Source organism: Neorhizobium tunisiense (assembly GCF_039631515.1).
GTDB lineage: Bacteria > Pseudomonadota > Alphaproteobacteria > Rhizobiales > Rhizobiaceae > Neorhizobium.
The window spans coordinates 252173-269993 of the sequence record NZ_JBDIUU010000003.1; the positions used below are offsets into that span (position 1 = coordinate 252173).

The 17821-nt window shown below is 61.3% G+C and carries 20 protein-coding genes; 14 read left to right on the forward strand and 6 right to left on the reverse strand.

Going from position 1 to position 17821, the window contains the following annotated elements; translation table 11 throughout:
* Positions 1-34: 34 nt before the first annotated feature.
* The 4 genes from ABCW43_RS15305 to ABCW43_RS15320 all read left to right on the forward strand — a co-directional run bounded on the left by ABCW43_RS15305 (position 35) and on the right by ABCW43_RS15320 (position 2131).
* A complete protein-coding gene (locus ABCW43_RS15305) occupies positions 35-685 on the forward strand; it encodes an arylesterase (RefSeq protein WP_345925894.1) in 651 nt (216 codons plus the stop codon).
* 66 nt (positions 686-751) lie between these two features.
* Entirely contained in the window at positions 752-1339 is a 588-nt protein-coding gene (gene thpR / locus ABCW43_RS15310) for an RNA 2',3'-cyclic phosphodiesterase (RefSeq protein WP_345925896.1), read from the forward strand.
* A gap of 34 nt (positions 1340-1373) precedes the next feature.
* A complete protein-coding gene (locus ABCW43_RS15315) occupies positions 1374-1676 on the forward strand; it encodes a 4a-hydroxytetrahydrobiopterin dehydratase (protein WP_345925898.1) in 303 nt (100 codons plus the stop codon).
* A gap of 56 nt (positions 1677-1732) precedes the next feature.
* Complete coding sequence (locus ABCW43_RS15320; RefSeq protein WP_345925900.1) at positions 1733-2131, forward strand: YkvA family protein; 399 nt, start codon at positions 1733-1735, stop codon at positions 2129-2131.
* A gap of 12 nt (positions 2132-2143) precedes the next feature.
* Here the strand turns inward: ABCW43_RS15320 and ABCW43_RS15325 are convergent, their stop codons facing one another.
* On the reverse strand, positions 2144-2707 hold the full coding sequence (locus tag ABCW43_RS15325) for a sigma-70 family RNA polymerase sigma factor (protein WP_345925902.1): 564 nt from the start codon (positions 2705-2707) through the stop codon (positions 2144-2146).
* 329 nt (positions 2708-3036) lie between these two features.
* Here ABCW43_RS15325 and ABCW43_RS15330 point away from each other — a divergent pair, with 329 nt between their 5' ends.
* From ABCW43_RS15330 to ABCW43_RS15345, 4 genes are all read left to right on the forward strand, one after another.
* Positions 3037-3603 carry an invasion associated locus B family protein gene (locus ABCW43_RS15330; protein ID WP_345925904.1) on the forward strand — a complete coding sequence of 189 codons (567 nt, stop codon included), beginning with the start codon at positions 3037-3039 and terminating at the stop codon, positions 3601-3603.
* Between the two features lie 222 nt (positions 3604-3825).
* Positions 3826-5064: a dual-specificity RNA methyltransferase RlmN gene (rlmN, locus tag ABCW43_RS15335; RefSeq protein ID WP_345925906.1), complete on the forward strand. Its 1239-nt coding sequence runs from the start codon at positions 3826-3828 to the stop codon at positions 5062-5064.
* A gap of 101 nt (positions 5065-5165) precedes the next feature.
* A complete protein-coding gene (locus ABCW43_RS15340) occupies positions 5166-5519 on the forward strand; it encodes a YciI family protein (protein ID WP_345925908.1) in 354 nt (117 codons plus the stop codon).
* The gene (locus ABCW43_RS15345; protein ID WP_345925910.1) at positions 5519-6790 is read left to right on the forward strand and encodes an RNA polymerase sigma factor; all 1272 of its coding nucleotides are present in this window, start codon (positions 5519-5521) and stop codon (positions 6788-6790) included. The genes ABCW43_RS15340 and ABCW43_RS15345 overlap by 1 nt, the downstream gene beginning before the upstream one ends.
* Here ABCW43_RS15345 and ABCW43_RS15350 read toward each other — a convergent pair.
* Both ABCW43_RS15350 and ABCW43_RS15355 read right to left on the reverse strand, forming a co-directional pair.
* Complete coding sequence (locus ABCW43_RS15350; RefSeq protein ID WP_345926237.1) at positions 6774-7415, reverse strand: LysE family translocator; 642 nt, start codon at positions 7413-7415, stop codon at positions 6774-6776. The two genes, ABCW43_RS15345 and ABCW43_RS15350, sit on opposite strands and share 17 nt — an antisense overlap.
* Positions 7416-7486: 71 nt before the next feature.
* The gene (locus ABCW43_RS15355) at positions 7487-8344 is read right to left on the reverse strand and encodes an SDR family NAD(P)-dependent oxidoreductase (protein ID WP_345925912.1); all 858 of its coding nucleotides are present in this window, start codon (positions 8342-8344) and stop codon (positions 7487-7489) included.
* Between the two features lie 101 nt (positions 8345-8445).
* On the opposite strand from ABCW43_RS15355, the gene ABCW43_RS15360 reads away from it, so the two are divergent.
* The 3 genes from ABCW43_RS15360 (at position 8446) to ABCW43_RS15370 (ending at position 10316) form a co-directional block, all read left to right on the forward strand.
* Positions 8446-8694: a type II toxin-antitoxin system ParD family antitoxin gene (locus tag ABCW43_RS15360; protein WP_007765803.1), complete on the forward strand. Its 249-nt coding sequence runs from the start codon at positions 8446-8448 to the stop codon at positions 8692-8694.
* A gap of 130 nt (positions 8695-8824) precedes the next feature.
* Positions 8825-8980, forward strand: a complete 156-nt coding sequence (locus tag ABCW43_RS28835; RefSeq protein WP_445738954.1) for a type II toxin-antitoxin system RelE/ParE family toxin — start codon at positions 8825-8827, stop codon at positions 8978-8980.
* A gap of 112 nt (positions 8981-9092) precedes the next feature.
* Positions 9093-10316 carry an argininosuccinate synthase gene (locus tag ABCW43_RS15370; protein WP_345925917.1) on the forward strand — a complete coding sequence of 408 codons (1224 nt, stop codon included), beginning with the start codon at positions 9093-9095 and terminating at the stop codon, positions 10314-10316.
* A 53-nt stretch (positions 10317-10369) separates the two neighbouring features.
* Here the strand turns inward: ABCW43_RS15370 and ABCW43_RS15375 are convergent, their stop codons facing one another.
* Complete coding sequence (locus ABCW43_RS15375; RefSeq protein ID WP_345926239.1) at positions 10370-11545, reverse strand: multidrug effflux MFS transporter; 1176 nt, start codon at positions 11543-11545, stop codon at positions 10370-10372.
* Positions 11546-11567: 22 nt separating this feature from the next.
* Positions 11568-12071, reverse strand: a complete 504-nt coding sequence (locus tag ABCW43_RS15380) for a MarR family winged helix-turn-helix transcriptional regulator (protein ID WP_445738950.1) — start codon at positions 12069-12071, stop codon at positions 11568-11570.
* A gap of 114 nt (positions 12072-12185) precedes the next feature.
* On the opposite strand from ABCW43_RS15380, the gene ABCW43_RS15385 reads away from it, so the two are divergent.
* Positions 12186-12827, forward strand: coding sequence for a LysE family translocator (locus ABCW43_RS15385; RefSeq protein WP_345925919.1), 642 nt, complete (start codon positions 12186-12188; stop codon positions 12825-12827).
* Positions 12828-12854: 27 nt separating this feature from the next.
* On the opposite strand, the gene ABCW43_RS15390 is transcribed toward ABCW43_RS15385, so the two are convergent.
* A complete protein-coding gene (locus ABCW43_RS15390) occupies positions 12855-13277 on the reverse strand; it encodes a hypothetical protein (protein WP_345925920.1) in 423 nt (140 codons plus the stop codon).
* A gap of 189 nt (positions 13278-13466) precedes the next feature.
* Here ABCW43_RS15390 and ABCW43_RS15395 point away from each other — a divergent pair, with 189 nt between their 5' ends.
* Both ABCW43_RS15395 and typA read left to right on the forward strand, forming a co-directional pair.
* Positions 13467-15557 carry a M3 family metallopeptidase gene (locus tag ABCW43_RS15395; protein WP_345925922.1) on the forward strand — a complete coding sequence of 697 codons (2091 nt, stop codon included), beginning with the start codon at positions 13467-13469 and terminating at the stop codon, positions 15555-15557.
* A 351-nt stretch (positions 15558-15908) separates the two neighbouring features.
* Positions 15909-17732 (forward strand): translational GTPase TypA, encoded by a 1824-nt coding sequence (typA, locus tag ABCW43_RS15400; RefSeq protein ID WP_345925924.1) that lies wholly within the window; start codon positions 15909-15911, stop codon positions 17730-17732.
* Positions 17733-17821: the final 89 nt, after the last annotated feature.

A 17821-nucleotide genomic window follows, 5' to 3' on the forward strand; every position in this document is an offset into this window, starting at 1 on the left:
GCGTTGCGGTAGCGACCAATCTAGGAGACGGATCGTGAGTTTTAAAGCAAGCCTGCTTCACTTCATCGTCATGTCCGCTTTGGCGCTGGCTGCATTGCCGGCTGCCGCGCAGGATAGGGCGATCCAGCTCGTCGGTTTCGGCGACAGCCTGATGGCGGGTTACCAGCTTGCGCCTTCTGAATCCTACACGGCTCAGCTCGAGGCGGCGTTGAAAGCCAAGGGGCAGAATGTCGTGGTCACCAATGCGGGCGTTTCCGGGGATACGACGGCGGGCGGGCTCGCGCGTATCGACTGGTCGGTGCCGGACGGTACCGATGGCGTGATCCTCGAACTCGGCGCCAACGACGCGCTGCGCGGCATCTCCCCCGATCAGTCCGAAAAGAACCTCGATGCGATCCTGGCACGGCTGAAGGGGCGGAAGATCCCGGTGCTCCTGATCGGCATCCTGGCGCCGCCGAACATGGGGGGCGATTACGCCGAAAAGTTCAACCCGATCTACAAGCGGCTGGCGGAGAAATATGCGGTGCCACTCTATCCGTTTTTTCTGGATGGGGTCACGACGTTTTCCAACCTGCAGCTCTCGGACGGCATGCATCCGAACGCCAAAGGGGTTGCTGTGATGGTCGAAAAGACGCTTCGACCTGTCGAAAGCTTCCTGGGGGCTATTAAGGATACGGGAAAATAACAGCTTGCGCGGAACCTCGTTGCGTGATTCGCTGTTAGCATCTGCAAAAGATTCGAGGAGGTCCCTATGCCGAGACTTTTCACCGCCCTCGAAGTTCCGCGCAATGTAGCGATGAGTCTCTCTCTCCTGCGCGGTGGGATCCCCGGTGCCCGGTGGATCGACGTCGAAAACTACCACATCACCCTGCGCTTCATCGGCGATGTCGACGGTCGCACCGCCGACGAGATCGTCAGCCGGCTGGACCGCATCGACCGTCCGGAATTCCAGGCGACGCTGACCGGGATCGGCTCCTTCGGGTCGAAAAAGCCGCATTCCATCTGGGCGGGCGTTTCGCCGTCCCCGGAAATCTACGCGCTGCAGGCGGAGATCGAACGGATCTGCCAGCGCATCGGCTTGCCGCCGGATCCCCGCAAGTTCACCCCGCATGTGACGCTGGCGCGGCTGAAGAATTGCCGGCTGGACGATGTGGTCCACTACCTTGCCGGCCGCGGCAATTTCTATACGGCGCCCTTCACAGTGCCGCGTTTCGTGCTGCTGTCGTCGAAGGAATCGGTCGGTGGCGGGCCTTATCTGACGGAGGAAATCTTCCCGCTGCAGGAGGCGAGCTACGGCCAGGCCCATGCAGGCGACATGGAACCGGTATGGAGCCGGTGAAGAGCCTCCTTTAATCCGAAAGGAAGGTTGGGCGATGAACTACGAAAAGCTGGACGCGGCCGCCGTCGAGCGCGAACTTGCGACACTTCAAGGCTGGGAGCTGAAGCCGCAAGGCGATGCGATCTTCAAGAGCTTCAAGTTCAAGACCTTCATCGAGGCGTTCGGTTTCATGGCCGAATGCGCGCTGTCTGCCGAGAAGCTCAATCATCATCCGGAATGGTCGAACGTCTATTCGCGGGTCGATGTGCTGCTGACCACTCATGATACGAAAAGCCTGACCAACATCGACTTCAAGCTGGCCCGGGCGATGGACAAGGCATCCTTGCGCCGCAATTGAACTTCATGGTCGAGAGCCCATATTGGGTGGGCACACGTTGAGCGAACGGAGCGATCATGGACGACGTGAAGATCGGCGAAATACTGCTGCCGGGTGACGTGGACACGCAAGAGCGCCGCGAGCGGCGGGTCCGCGCCAAGTTCTGGCCGACCCTGAAGCGGGCCGTCCGGCAGGTGCCGTTCAGCCGCGACCTGATCGCCGCCTATTATTGCGCGATCGATCGGCGGACGCCGACGCGGGTGCGCGGCGTGCTGCTTGCGGCGCTCGCCTATTTCGTGATGCCGATCGATTTCTTGCCGGACATGTTCGTCCTTGTCGGCTTCACTGACGATGTCGCGGTGCTCGCCGCCGCTTTCCGGATGATCCAGGGGCACATTGCCGACCGCCACTATGAGGCTGCCGATCTGGCGCTCATGGACAATCCGGACATCGCCGACGGCGTGCGCGGCAAATAGTCTTAAAGGGGCCTATCCCTCTGAAGGATCGTCGAGAACTCTTCGCAGGCGCTCGAAGGCGAGCCTGATTCGCGACTTCACCGTGCCGAGCGGAAGACCCGTGGACGAGGCGATTTCCGAATGGGACTGGCCGAGGAAGAAAGCCGCCCGCACCAGTTCCATCTGTTCGCCGGGGATACCGGCAAGGGCTGCGCGCACCTGGGCATCCCGCTCCTCGCCTTCGAAGATCGTATCGGCGCCCGGTGCCTCGGTTACGAAAAAGAGGGGTTCGTAAACGTCCAGCTGCTTGTGCCTCCCACGACGTTCCGCGTCGATGCGGCGGTTGCGGGCGATACGAAAAAGCCAGGTGGACAAGGAGGATCGGGCCGGATCGTAGAGAGCGGCGCGGTGCCAGAGTACGGCCATCACCTCCTGGACGAGTTCCTCGGCATCGTCGGGTCGCATTGACCGTTTCACCAGCCAGGATTTCAAACGCGGCGCGTAATAATCGAACAGCACGGTAAAAGCTGCCTGATCGCGCTCATCGGCCACTGCCTTTACCAAGCCGGCGAAGTGGTTTCTTTCGTCTACATCCATTTACGCTGCGCACAGTTTCCGATGAGATTCGCGTCATATTCGACCATTCTAATGTCATTGTGAGAGTTAGGAAAAGGACAAACTCTTGCCCCAATCCTTGTGTCACTGATTGACGAAACGCATGGAAATTCTGCTGGTTGGGCCTTTGGAGGCATGGCGGTGAGTGCTATTCCTACGCAGCTTGGGGTCAAGGCAGGAGATTCAGCAAATTCTAATGGTCCGGTTGACGGTTTGGTAACCAGGATCAAGTCAAAATGCGCCGAATCAGGATCATGCCTGGCAAGGCTTGCCCGCTCGGGCCGTTGAACGAACAAAACCGGCAGGAGACCATGTCTGTAAGAACAATCGCAACCGCATTGGCAATCTTGGCTGCCAGCGCCGGCCTGGCGTCGGCTCAGGCGCCGAAGGCCACCGCCCCGGCCAAGCCGCAGCCGGCCCAGGCGCCAGCAGCCGCGGCTGCCGGTCCCACCCGCATCCAGCAATTCAAGGCATGGGGCGCCTATTCCTACAAGTCGGGCGCCAGCAATGTCTGCTATGTGCTGTCGGTGCCGACCACCAAGGAACCGGCCAGCGTCGACCACGGCGACATCTTCTTCATCGTCTCGCAGCGCCCCGGCCAGAACATTTCCTACGAACCGCAGGCGATGGTCGGTTATCCGCTGCAGGCCAATTCCAAGGTCACCGTGACGATCGACAAGAAGAACTTCACGATGTTCACCAAGGACAAGGCAGCCTGGGTCGAGAACGCGGCCGAGGAGCCGGCGCTCGTCGCGGCGATGAAAACCGGTCACAACATGAGCGTCAGCGCCGTTTCCGGCCGTGGCACCAAGACCTCCTATGCCTATTCGCTGCAAGGCATCGCGGCGGCGCTGAAGCAGATCGAAACCTGCAAGTAAGCGCCCTCATGCCGTAAGAGTTGAAAGGCCGGTTTCGTGACCGGCCTTTTGCATTTCTTGAAGAATAGTGACGCGGCGGCTATTTGATGATAAAGCCCCGCCTCAACGAAGGTCCGGCACGTGTGCCCGATGGGCCGATACAGGTTTCACGCATTCAACATGCCCTGACTTTCCCGCTGATCAAGCGTGGGAAAGCTGCATGTGTTCGAACGGGATAAAAGAATGTCAGTCTCAGAGGCTCTGGCGCCGGTCGCCATCAAGACGCCGCTCGTCGCCAACCCGGATCTGTTCGGCACCAAGCCGTCGCTGATCGGGCTTTCGCGCGAGGACATGGCGCAGGCGCTGAAGGAAAAGGGCGTACCGGAAAAGCAGGTGCGCATGCGCGTCAGCCAGCTCTGGCACTGGCTCTATATCCGCGGCGTCTCCGATTTCGATGCGATGACCAATGTCGCCAAGGACATGCGCGAGATGCTGAAGACGCATTTCACCATCGCGCGTCCCGAGATCGTCGAGGAACAGGTTTCCAACGACGGCACCCGCAAGTGGCTGTTGCGCTTCCCGCCGCGCGGCGCCGGCCGCCCGGTCGAAGTCGAGACCGTCTACATTCCGGAAGAGGGCCGCGGTACGCTCTGCATTTCGAGCCAGGTCGGCTGTTCGCTGACCTGTTCGTTCTGTCATACCGGGACGCAGCGCCTGGTGCGCAATCTGACGGCAGAAGAAATTCTCGCTCAGCTTCTGCTGGCACGCGACCGGCTTGGCGATTTTCCGGGCACCGATACGCCGCCGGGCGCTTTCGTGCCGACCGGCGACCGCAAGGTCACCAATATCGTCATGATGGGCATGGGCGAACCGCTCTACAATTTCGAAAGCGTCAAGACGGCGTTGCTGATCGCCACCGACGGCGACGGGCTGTCGCTGTCGAAACGCCGTGTGACGCTGTCGACCTCCGGCGTGGTGCCGGAAATTTTCCGGACCGGTGACGAAATCGGCGTGATGCTGGCGATCTCGCTGCATGCGGTGCGCGACGACCTGCGCGACATGCTGGTGCCGATCAACAAGAAATATCCGCTGAAGGAACTGATCGAAGCCTGCCGCAACTATCCCGGCCTTTCGAACGCCCGCCGCATCACCTTCGAATATGTGATGCTGAAGGACGTCAACGACAGTCTGGAGGACGCCAAGGCGCTGATCCAGCTCTTGAAGGGCGTTCCCGCCAAGATCAATCTCATCCCATTCAATCCGTGGCCGGGCACGAACTACCAGTGTTCGGAATGGGCGCAGATCGAAAAATTCGCCGATTTCATCAACCAGGCGGGTTACGCCTCGCCCATCCGCACCCCACGCGGCCGCGACATCCTGGCCGCCTGCGGCCAGCTGAAGTCGGAGTCGGAGCGGATGCGAAAGACAGACCGCCTCGCCTTCGAGGCGATGATGATCGCCGGACACGGCGAGGACGACTGACGCGTCCGAAAAATAGTTTTCGGGGCATGTCGATCCGCTTGCATCCCGTTCGTTATCGGTCACCATCGCAATGAGGCGATGGCTTATCCGAGGAGACGAACATGAAATACATGGCGCTGATCTACACAAACCCGGCAACGATGACGCCTCCCGATTCTCCGAATTTCGGCCGAATGATGGAGGGCTACAAGCTCGCCAACGAGACCTATAAGCGCGACGGCGTCTATGTTTCCGGCGATGCGCTGCAGCCCGCGACGACCGCCACGACCGTGCGTGTGCGGGACGGCAGGACCGAAACGATGGATGGTCCTTTCGCTGAAACCAAGGAGCAGCTTGCCGGCTTCTACATCCTTGATTGCGCTTCGCTCGACGATGCGATCCGCTATGCCGCGATGATCCCCGGGGCGGCTCACGGTGCGGTGGAAGTGCGGCCGATCATGGTTTTCGACCGCTGATGAGCGGCCCTGCGGCGACGGCTCCCATTGCCGAGGCGATCGACAGGATCGCCCGGCAGGATGGCGGCCGTCTCCTCTCCAGTCTCGTCGGCTCGCTTAGGGATTTCCAGCTTGCCGAAGACAGCCTTCAGGACGCGCTGGAATCGGCGCTCGTCCATTGGAACCGCAACGGGTTGCCAGCCTCGCCGAATGCCTGGCTGATGCAGGTCGCTCGCCGCAAGGCCATCGACCGGCTGCGGCGTTCCGCAAATTTTCGGGCGAAATCCGCGGAGATCGCCCATTTGATCGAGCTTGAAAGCGGATCTACAACGGCAAACGAAACGGATTCGATCGCTGACGAGCGGCTGAAGCTGATCTTCGCCTGCTGCCATCCAGCGCTCGACAAAAAGACCTGCGTGGCTTTGACCCTGCGTTCGGTCTGCGGGTTGAAGACCGAAGAGATCGCGAATGCCTATCTGGACGGGCACGAGGCCATGGCCCAGCGGCTGGTGCGTGCCCGTCACAAGATTGCCAAAGCCGGCATAGCCTATGAGGTTCCGGGATCGGAGGGCTGGGCGGCGCGGCTCGAAAGCGTGCTCGCGGTCGTCTATCTGATCTTCAACCAAGGTTATTCTTCGGGAAGTGGCCATCACCTCCGCGCCGATCTCTGCGAGGAGGCGATCCGGCTTGGCCGGCTGCTGGCGGAGCTTCGCCCTGACGAACCCGAGATAGAAGGGCTGCTGGCGCTGATGCTGCTGCATCACGCCCGCCGTGCGGCCCGGCTTGGTGCCGCTGGCGAAATCCTGACGCTTGAAACTCAGGATCGCAATCTCTGGGATCGGGCTGAAATCTCCCAAGGCCTCGCTCTTATCGAACAGGCGCTCGGCCGTGGTCGACCCGGTGCTTACCAGTTGCAGGCGGCGATCATCGCCGTGCATGCCGAGGCGTCCAGCTTCGCGGAGACGGACTGGCAGCAGATCGCCTGGCTCTATGCGGAACTCGCCCGTACCGCCGACAATCCCGTCTATGAGCTCAACCGGATCGTTGCCGTGTCCTATGTGGAAGGTCCGGCTGCCGCATTGGCCTGCCTCAAGCCCATTGCGATGGCTCTGGTAGAGTACCAGCCGTTTTATGCCGTTCAAGCCGATCTTCTGGCCCGGGACGGGCAAATGGATCAAGCAAGGCTTGCCTACCGGCGGGCGATCGAGCTTTCCCAATCCGATGCGGAAAAGCTGTTTCTTTCGGAACGTCTGGAAGCGCTTGTCGGGGGCACTCCTACCGGGCCTGGGTGAAGAAAATCTTCGCCGCGAAGATCGAGAATACGCCGGCGAAAGTGTAGTCGATGCCCCGCAGGAACTTCGGGTTGGCCTGCAGCCACCCCGAAAGCCAGTCGGCGGCAAGAACGACGATCAGGTTTACCGGCATGCCGATGACGATGAAATAGAAGCCGAAAAAGACCAGCTTGCCTGTGACATGCGGATCGCCGGCCGTCACGAACTGTGGCAGGAAGGTCATGAAGAAGATGATGACCTTCGGATTCAGAATATTGACCCAGAAGCCCGTCGAGATGTTGGCAAGCGGGCTGCTTGCGGTCTTTTCGACCTGCTCGACGGAAAAGTTCGAGCCGAAGCGGATCGCCTGGATCGCCAGCCACAGGAGATAGGCCGCCCCGCCGGTCTTCAGGATGAAGAAGGCGGTTGGCGACGCGGTGATCAGCGCCGAGATGCCGAAGGCGACCAGCAGCGTATGGCAGACGACGCCGAGACTGGTGCCGAGCACCACGAACAGCGCCGGGCGTCGGCCCTGGCCGAGCGCGCGGCTGATCGACAGCGTCATGTCAGGCCCGGGCGTCAGGGCCAGAAGCAGGCCGGCGGCGGTGAAGGCAAGCAGGGTGGCAAGGCTCGGCAGGAATTCCATAAGTGCGCTCGAATGGCCGGGGACGGATTGCACCATTTACCCGGCTTTCGAAGCCGTCACAAATCAATCTATCAACGGCCGTTGATGAATTCCTTTGATGCATCGGCGAAATCCGGATGCCAGCGCGACAGCGGCGGACGGTTCTCGATGATGTCGCTGATCGCCCACAGCATGCGGCGTTCGTCGGTTGCCCGGTCCACATCGTTGTCGGGGCAGAGGATGTAGAAGTCGCCGCGCTCCAGGCTCACCAGCATGAACTCGACCGTCTGCTCCGGCGTCCAGGCGCCGGCGGGCTTTTCGATGCGGTCGCCCTTGGTCAGGCTGGTGAACACGAAGCCGGGGATGAGGAGGTGGGCGGAGACCTGGCAGTTCGGCGTGTTGCGCAGCTCGTGCTGGAGCGCTTCGGTGAACGCTTTCACGCCAGCCTTGGCGACGTTGTAGGCGGGATTGCCGGGCGGTGTCGTGATCCCCTGTTTCGAGCCTGTGTTGATGATCAGCGAGGGCTCGCCATGGGCGATCATGGCGGGTCCGAACGTCCTCGTGCCGTTGATGACCCCGAGAAGGTTGACGGCAAAGACGCTGTCCCAGTTGACCTGTGGCCCGAATATGGAGCTTCCGGGGCTGATGCCGGCGTTGTTCATCAGCACATGTACCCGGCCGAAACGCTGGAGGACGGCGCGTTCCAGCGCTTCAATCTCGTCCGGCTTCGATACATCGGTGCCGATGGCGGCGACATCCGCCTCGCCGTCTTCGGCAAGAGCCGCGACCTCGCGGGCTGCTTCCGCGAGCTTGTCGCCCTCCAGATCGGCAAGGACGACGGAAAGGCCCATCCGGGCAAATTCCTTTGCGGCGGCAAGGCCGATGCCCGATGCGGCACCGGTAATCACGGCGACATTATCCTTCTTCAGAGCGGGATGAGTGATGGTCATGGCAAGATTCCTCTATGACGCTGCTGTTCAAAGGTCGGGCGGGATATGGTACCCTCGTCAGATAGTGTCAACATGACAGACAGGTCACACCGGAGAGCCTGATGGGCAAGATGACGTCGATTACGGTGGATGAGGAACTGACGGCTTTCATCGACAGACAGGTGAACGGCGGCAATTACAGTTCGGCAAGCGAAGTCGTGGAGGCGGCCCTGCGCCTGCTGCGGGACAGCGAAGACGGTATCGAAGCGATCCGTGCGGCGATCGAGGAGGGCGAGGCATCGGGCGAGCCGCAGCCTTTCGATTTCGACGAATTCATCGAGAAGAAACGGGCCGCACGCGCCGAACGATGAAAACTCTGATCTTCGCGCCGAGGGCTACTGCGGATATCGACCACATCTACGACTATACTGACGAGACCTGGGGCTACAGTCGGCCGAAGAATATACGTTTGGGATAAGGGATTTTTGCAAAGGGCTCTCGCTGGGCGAGAGAAGCGGACGGAAGATCGATGGGATCAAGCGCGGATATCTGGCGCTTGCATACGAATCTCACTTCATCGTCTATCGGGAAACGTCCAAGACAATTTTCATCGTCCGCGTGCTTCATCAGCGGATGAACATCGGCCGCCATCTCTGACCAGTTTTGCCGGGTTTTTCTTGCGTGCCTTCGGAAACTCGCTAAAAGTGCCGCATTCACGACACGACGGCCTATCAAGGCCGCCACCACCCGCAGACGGACGTAAATCGACATGGCACTCCCGAAAGACGTAAAGAAGGTCGTTCTCGCCTATTCCGGCGGTCTCGACACCTCGATCATCCTGAAATGGCTGCAGACCGAGCTTGGTGCCGAGGTGGTGACCTTCACCGCCGATCTCGGCCAGGGCGAGGAGCTGGAGCCGGCCCGCAAGAAGGCCGAGATGCTCGGCATCAAGGAGATCTATATCGAGGACGTGCGCGAGGAATTCGTGCGCGATTTCGTTTTCCCGATGTTCCGTGCCAATGCCGTCTATGAAGGCGTCTACCTGCTCGGCACCTCGATCGCCCGCCCGCTGATCTCCAAGCATCTGATCGATATCGCCAGGAAGACCGGCGCCGACGCGATCGCCCACGGCGCCACCGGCAAGGGCAACGACCAGGTCCGTTTCGAGCTTTCGGCCTATGCGCTGAACCCGGATATCAAGGTCATCGCGCCATGGCGCGACTGGGCCTTCAAGAGCCGTACCGATCTTTTGAAGTTCGCCGAGGAAAACCAGATCCCGGTCGCCAAGGACAAGATGGGCGAGGCGCCGTTCTCGGTCGACGCCAACCTTCTGCACTCCTCCTCCGAGGGCAAGGTTCTCGAAGACCCGGCCATCGAGGCTCCCGAATACGTGCACATGCGCACGATCTCCCCGGAAGCGGCGCCGGACAAGGCGACCATCATCAAGGTCGGCTTCAAAAAGGGTGACGCGGTTTCGATCAACGGCGTCGCGATGTCGCCGGCGACCCTGCTGGCAGCGCTCAACAACTACGGCCGGGACAACGGCATCGGCCGTCTAGACCTTGTCGAGAACCGTTATGTCGGCATGAAGTCGCGCGGCGTCTACGAGACCCCCGGTGGCACGATCCTGCTCGCCGCCCACCGGGCGATCGAGAGCATCACGCTCGACCGTGGTGCAGCCCATCTCAAGGACGACATCATGCCGCGCTACGCGGAGCTCATCTATTACGGCTTCTGGTTCTCGCCGGAGCGCGAAATGCTGCAGGCGCTGATCGACAAGAGCCAGGAGCATGTGGAAGGCGAAGTGACGCTGAAGCTCTACAAGGGCAATGTCATGGTCATCGGTCGCGAGAGCGAAAAGTCGCTCTATTCCGACAAGCTGGTCACCTTCGAGGACGACCAGGGCGCCTACGACCAGAAGGATGCCGCCGGCTTCATCAAGCTCAATGCGCTGCGCCTGCGCACCCTCGCCAAGCGCAACCTCGGCAAATAAATCCGAATAATCCGATCACCGAAGCCCGCCTGCCGAAAGGGAGGCGGGTTTTTTCATGCCCTGCGGCTGGCGATCCGGAAACCGATGTAACTGAGCACGGCGATCAGGTGCATGGCGGGGATGACGATGCCGAAGGCCGGCAGCGGCGAACCGATCGAGGCGGCGGCGACGCCGCCCACGAAGCCGGCGCCCATCTGGATGAAGCCCATCATCGCCGACGCGGATCCGGCAATATGCGGGAAGGGGATGAGGCCCGCGGCGGTCATGTAGGGCGACACGAAGGCGATCCCGAAGGCGCACATTGCGACCGGCACCATCACCGACAGAAAGGACGGCGGCAGGTAGTGGATCGAAAGGGCCATAAGGAGGCCGCCGCTGCCGCTGAAAATCAGTCCGACCAGCGGCGCGCGTTCCGCCGGCAACCATTTCGAGATGACGCGCAGACAGACCGAACCCATCAGGAAGAAGCCGGATTGCATCAGCATGCTCAGGCCGAACTGGGTCGGTGTCAGCCCGACCTTCTCGATCAGGATGAACGGCAGCACCGCTGCCTGGGCATACATAGAGCCTACGGCGCCGGCCAGAACAATCGCGGTAAACAGGAAGCGCGGCAAGGCGATGATTTCCGCATAGGCCTCGACGAGCCGCAGCGGCTTCAGCCGGCTGCGATCGGGCACCGTGGTTTCCTTCAGGCAGACGGTCGACAGGAAGACCAGCAGTGCGCCGAAGCCGACCATCAGCAGGAAGACCGATCGCCAGCCGAAGGCGGCAAGCGCAAGACCGCCGATCGTCGGACCGAGGGATGGCCCGATCGCCAGGATGATGCCCATCGTGTTGATGATCCGGGCCGCGTCGCCGCCGTTGAACTGGTCACGCACGATGGCGCGCGACACGGTGATGCCGACGGAAGCGCCGATACCCTGGATCAGGCGGCCGGCGAGCACCCATTCGACCGTTGGCGCAAAGGCCGCCAGCAGCGAACCGGCAAGATAGATCAGCAGGAAACTCAATGAGGCGGTCTTGCGGCCAAAGGCATCGGAGACGGGACCGGCGACCAGCTGCGCCAGCGCAAAGCCCGCGAAATACAGCGACAGCGACATCTTGATCGCCGCTTCCGTGGTGTCGAAGGCGCGCACCAGTTCCGGCATCGCCGGGGTGTAGATCGCCATGGAAATCGGTCCGATCGCCGTCAGCAGGGCGCCGATGATCGTGGTTCGGCGCTCGCTCATCCGAGCGGGGGCAGGCGGCATGTTATCGGCTTTCATCAGCTAAAGTCTGCAGTGCGGCGGAAGGGACAGCGGCCTGCAGATTGGCGTTGAACAGCGCCAGCGCCTCGCGCAGGATGCGGTTGTTTTCCTCGCTCAGGCCTTCGGTCGCTTGGGTGAGGATGACGTTCAATTCGTTGCGGATCGAACCGATCATCTCGCCGGAAGTCTCGGTGAGTTTGATCCGCTTGGCGCGCCGGTCAGCGGAGCATTGCTGCCTTTCGACCAGTCCGAGCGCCTCCAGCTTGTCGAGATAAGCGCAGAGCGTCATCGGCTCGACGCCCATGCGGGCAGCGATGTCGAGCTGGCGGCTGCCGTCGAGAGCGGCGATGTTGATCAGGGCGCGGGCTTCCCCGGGGGTCAGTCCCAGACCTGCCTGGGCGATGCGACGCTCGAAGGCGGCGCGCAGCAGCCGGGCACTGTCGATGATCAGGGACCCCAGAATGTCCATATGCTTTTCGGCACCCTTCGCCTCTTCCTCGAATTTCATAAGGCACCCTTACTATCTTTCGGGTACGAGGCAAGTGGAAAAGGGGGCGCTGGTTGCATTGACACCGGTAAAACCGGAGGCGAGATTGTCGCAGCCTTCCGACGGAGTTCACCCATGTCCTCATCGCTGCTTGCCGGCGCCTTTTTCGCGGCGCTCGCCTATACGCTCATTCCCGGCCCGGCATTCCTGGCGCTGCTCGGCATTGGTGCCGGGCAGGGAAGGCAGGCTGGCGCCTTCTTCATGGGCGGCCATCTGGCAGGAGACGTCCTCTGGTCCGGGCTGGCGCTGGTCGCAATCATCGGCGCCAAGACGGTCGGTACCACCCTCTTCGACATACTCGGGGTTTTCTGCGGCCTCTATCTCGGCTGGATCGGCTGGAGTGCGTTGCGGGCGAAGCCGAAGGAGGATGGCGGCGCTCTGGTGACGGTCGAAAAGCCACTTCGGCGCGGACTGATCTTCGGGCTGACCAATCCGAAGGGGTATCCGGTGGCGCTGGCGACCTTCACGGCACTGCTCGCGAGTTCAGCCGATGCACTGGATTTCAGCGAGCTGCCGCTTCTTCTCGCCGTGTCGCTGATCGGGTTTCTGACGGCCGATCTGGTGCTGATCGGGATCATCGGCGCCGGCGTGGTGCGGCGGTTCTATCGCAAACACGAGAGGGTGATCGTCCGGCTTTCCGGCCTGCTTTTCATCGGCTTTGCGGTGCAGGCGCTCTGGCACTCGGCACCGGGCCTGTTCGGCTATCGGCGGGCCTGAAGGTAGGATACGGCTAAGCTTGCCTGATCAGACTTCGATGAAAGCCATAACCGCGCGAAGGACGTTGGCGCGGGGCGTATCGCCGAGCGACATGGCGATTTCAAGCTGGTTGCGGTAATAATCGTGGAAATTGAAGCCGGTTTCGTCGGTGACCTGCGTCAGGTCCATCAATTGTCCCTGAGCATCGACGGCGTGGGTGGGAAGTTCTTCGGACAGGGTTGTGTAAGTGTCCTGGTCGATCCTGCCGGCCTGGTAGTTTTCCAGGGCGAGCGCACGCAGATCCCGCGGGGAGATCGCCGAATAATCGATCGGCGATTCATCCGTGTCGGGCACCTGAAAGGTGATCTGGCTCTGCCGACTTCCATGCTCGGAGGATTTCTCGACTTTGTTGTTTCGAGAGTGGTCTCTTTGCAGTAAGTTGGTAGACCAGCGCAAGGAACTGATTTCCATGGCTATATCCTGTTTCATCGGATACTGCGCCAAAACTACCTTTGAATACTGCACTGCGTCAAATGGTTAATAACCGTTAATTATTGTGTATGATTTCTTGCTGAAAGATGAAAATGGGCGGGCGCATACCCATTCGCGCCGCCTTCTCCTATATGAATGGCGACGCATCGTTATGAAGGATATATATTCATGTCTTCTAATCTTCTGGTGAATCCCGCTCTGGTGGACTGGAACGGCCATCACGGCCTGCCGCGCTTCGATCAGGTGAAGGACGAGGACTTCGCTCCCGGCTTCGACGCGGCGCTTGCCGACCATGAGGCGGAGATCGATGCGATCGCCAACAATCCGGAAGAGCCGACCTTTACCAACACGGTGGTTGCGCTGGAGACCGCAGGCGATGCCCTGTCGCGCGTTTCGGCCCTGTTCTGGGGCAAGGCCGGTGCTCATACCAACGAGAATATCCAGGCACTTGAGCGCGAGATCGCGCCAAAAATGTCCCGCCATTATTCGAAGATCGGCATGAATGCGGCTCTGTTTGCCCGCATCGACACGCTCTGGGACAACCGCAAGGAACTGGGCCTGACGCTCGAGGAAGAGCGGGTGCTGGAACGTCACTGGAAGGGTTTCGTCAAGGCCGGCGCAAAGCTCGCCAAGGCCGAGCAGGAACGGCTTGCCGATATCAACGAGAAGCTCGCCGGGCTTGGCGCCAAGTTCGGCCAGAACGTGCTGGGCGACGAGAAGAGCTGGTCGCTGAAATTGTCCGACGAGGCCGAACTCGAGGGTCTTCCGGCGTTCCTGCGGGATGCGATGGCATCCGCGGCCCGTGAGCGCGGCGAGACGGACGGTTATATGGTGACGCTGTCGCGCTCGATTATCGAGCCGTTCCTCACCTTCTCGACCCGCCGGGACCTGCGCGAACAGGCTTTCAAGGCATGGGCGGCGCGCGGACAGAACGGCGGCGACACCGACAATCTCGGCATCGTGCGCGAGACGCTGGCGCTGCGGGCGGAAAAGGCAAAGCTGCTCGGATACGAAAACTTCGCCGCCTACAAGCTCGACAACACGATGGCGAAGACGTCCGAGGCGGTGAATACGCTGCTCCGCCAGGTGTGGGACAAGGCGCGCTCCAAGGCGCTGGAGGAAGAGGCGAGCCTTGGCGGCCTGATCGCCGAGGAGGGCAAGAACCACGAGGTCATGCCGTGGGACTGGCGTTATTATGCCGAGAAGCTGCGCCAGCGGACCTTCGATTTCTCCGAAACCGAGCTGAAGCCCTATCTGCAGCTCGAAAAGATCATCGAGGCCTGCTTCGATGTCGCCGAGCGCCTGTTCGGCATCAAGGCCGTCGAAGTGAAGGGTGTTTCGGCCTACCATCCTGACGTGCGGGTGTTCGAGGTCCGCGACCGGGACGGCTCTCTGAAGGCGCTGTTCCTCGGTGATTATTTCGCCCGGTCCTCGAAGCGCTCCGGCGCCTGGATGAACTCGCTCCAGTCGCAGCACAAGCTGCCGTTGAAGAACGGCGCGACGGGCGAACTGCCGATCATCTACAACGTCTGCAATTTCGCCAAGCCCGCCGAAGGCAAGCCGGCCTTGCTGTCTATCGACGACGCCCGCACCCTGTTCCACGAGTTCGGCCACGCGCTGCACGGCATGCTGTCGGATGTCACCTATCCGTCGGTCTCCGGCACCGGCGTGTCGCGCGATTTCGTCGAGCTGCCGTCGCAGCTTTACGAGCACTGGCTGACCGTGCCGGAAATCCTCGAGAAATATGCCGTGCATTATGAAACCGGCAAGCCGATGCCGAAGGCCTTGCTCGACAAGGTGCTGGCGGCGCGCACCTTCAATGCCGGCTTCGCGACGGTGGAATTCACTTCGTCGGCGCTGGTGGACATGGCGTTTCATACCCGCGGGGCGGTCGAAGATCCGATGGCGGTGCAGAAGGAAGTGCTCGACGAGATCGGCATGCCGGCCTCCATCGTCATGCGCCACGCGACGCCGCATTTCCAGCACGTGTTCTCGGGCGACGGTTATTCGGCGGGCTACTATTCCTACATGTGGTCGGAAGTGCTCGATGCGGACGCCTTCTCCGCCTTCGAGGAAACCGGCAACGCCTTCGATCCGGTCACGGCCCGCAAGCTCAAGAACAATATCTATTCCGTCGGGGGCTCGATCGATCCGGAAGAGGCCTACAAGGCCTTCCGCGGAAAGCTGCCGGACCCGAAGGCAATGTTGAAGAAAAAGGGCCTCGCGATGGTCGAGGAGCTTTCCGGCAGCGACGCCTGAGCGCGTCGCGATCCCGACCTTCCGGGATAGGCAGGGCCGCAGATTTGCCAATCATCGGCCTGTCATGCGGCGGTCGTAATACCGTAGCGCCAGATCGCAACATCGATCTGGTGGCAGTCGCGCAGGGGTCGATCCGGCTCGGCGTGGCCATGGCCGTCATTGCAATCGTGGCGACCGCCTTCCTGCCGCTCCTCTTGGCCCCCTCTTGAGGCGCAGCGGGCTGGTGGCGAAACAGCCATCAACCATCATCGCGCTCACCCCTTTCGCAAATGCGAAAAACAGGGTATGAGGCCGCAAAACGAATTGGGTGCCGCCTCCCGTTGCCGCGCCAAGAGCTCAGAGATTCAAAACATGAAAATGCGAAATATCGCGATCATCGCACACGTCGACCATGGGAAGACCACTCTTGTCGACGAACTCCTGAAGCAGTCCGGCTCGTTCCGTGAAAACCAGCGCACCGTCGAGCGCATGATGGACAGCAACGATCTCGAAAAGGAGCGTGGCATCACTATTCTTGCCAAGGCGACGTCGATCGAGTGGAAGGGTGTTCGCATCAACATCGTCGATACGCCCGGCCACGCCGACTTCGGCGGTGAAGTCGAGCGTATCCTGTCGATGGTGGACGGCGCGATCGTTCTCGTTGACGCTTCCGAAGGCCCGATGCCGCAGACCAAGTTCGTGGTCGGCAAGGCGCTGAAGGTCGGCCTTCGCCCGATCGTCGCGATCAACAAGATCGACCGCCCGGACGGTCGCCATGAAGAAGTCATCAACGAAGTCTTCGACCTGTTCGCCAATCTCGACGCCACCGACGAACAGCTCGATTTCCCGATCCTCTACGGTTCCGGTCGCGATGGCTGGATGAACGTCAATCCGGAAGGCCCGAAGGATCAGGGCCTTGCCCCGCTTCTCGATCTGGTGCTGCAGCACGTTCCCGAGCCGAGCGTCGGTGACGAAGACGGCGCGTTCCGCATGATCGGCACGCTGCTCGAAGCCAACCCCTTCCTCGGCCGCATCATCACCGGCCGTATCCATTCCGGCTCGATCAAGCCGAACCAGGCCGTCAAGGTGCTCTCCCAGGACGGCAAGACGGTCGAAACCGGCCGCATCTCCAAGATCCTCGCCTTCCGCGGCATCGAGCGTACGCCGATCGACGAAGCGCATGCGGGCGATATCGTTGCCATCGCCGGCCTCTCCAAGGGCACGGTCGCCGACACGTTCTGTGACCCGTCCGTCACCGAGGCGTTGCACGCACAGCCGATCGACCCGCCGACCGTCACCATGTCCTTCCTCGTCAACGACTCACCCCTGGCCGGTACCGAAGGCGACAAGGTCACGAGCCGCGTCATCCGCGACCGCCTGTTCAAGGAAGCCGAAGGCAATGTCGCGCTGAAGATCGAGGAAGCCGAGGGCAAGGATTCGTTCTACGTGTCCGGCCGCGGCGAATTGCAGCTCGCGGTTCTCATCGAAACCATGCGCCGCGAAGGTTTCGAACTTGCCGTGTCGCGTCCGCGCGTCGTCATGCACAAGGACGAAGACGGCACGCTGATGGAGCCGATCGAGGAAGTCGTCATCGACGTTGATGAAGAACATTCCGGCGTCGTCGTGCAGAAGATGTCCGAGCGCAAGGCCGAAATGGCCGAGCTGCGTCCGTCCGGCGGCAGCCGCGTTCGCCTGGTATTCTTCGCGCCGACCCGCGGCCTGATCGGCTACCAGTCGGAACTTCTGACCGACACCCGCGGCACGGCGATCATGAACCGCCTGTTCCACAGCTATCAGCCCTACAAGGGCGAAATCGGCGGCCGCACCAACGGCGTGCTCTTGTCCAACCAGGCCGGCGAAGCCGTAGCCTATGCGATGTTCAACCTGGAAGACCGTGGCCCGATGATCATCGAGCCGGGCGAAAAGGTCTATATGGGCATGATCATCGGCATTCACAGCAGAGACAACGACCTTGAGGTCAATGTCCTCAAGGGCAAGCAGCTGACCAACATCCGTTCTGCCGGCAAGGACGAAGCCGTCAGGCTGACCCCGCCGATCCGCATGACGCTCGACCGCGCGCTCTCCTGGATCCAGGATGACGAGCTGATGGAAGTGACGCCGAAGAACATCCGGCTGCGCAAGACCTATCTCGACGCCAACGACCGCAAGCGCTTCGGCAAGGCGAAGATCGCCTGATTTCTATAGCCCGCTCTCAAAGCCTTTCGAACCCCGGCAGAAATGCCGGGGTTTTTTCTGTGTTGAGGGTCCGTCCGCCCTTGTCGCAA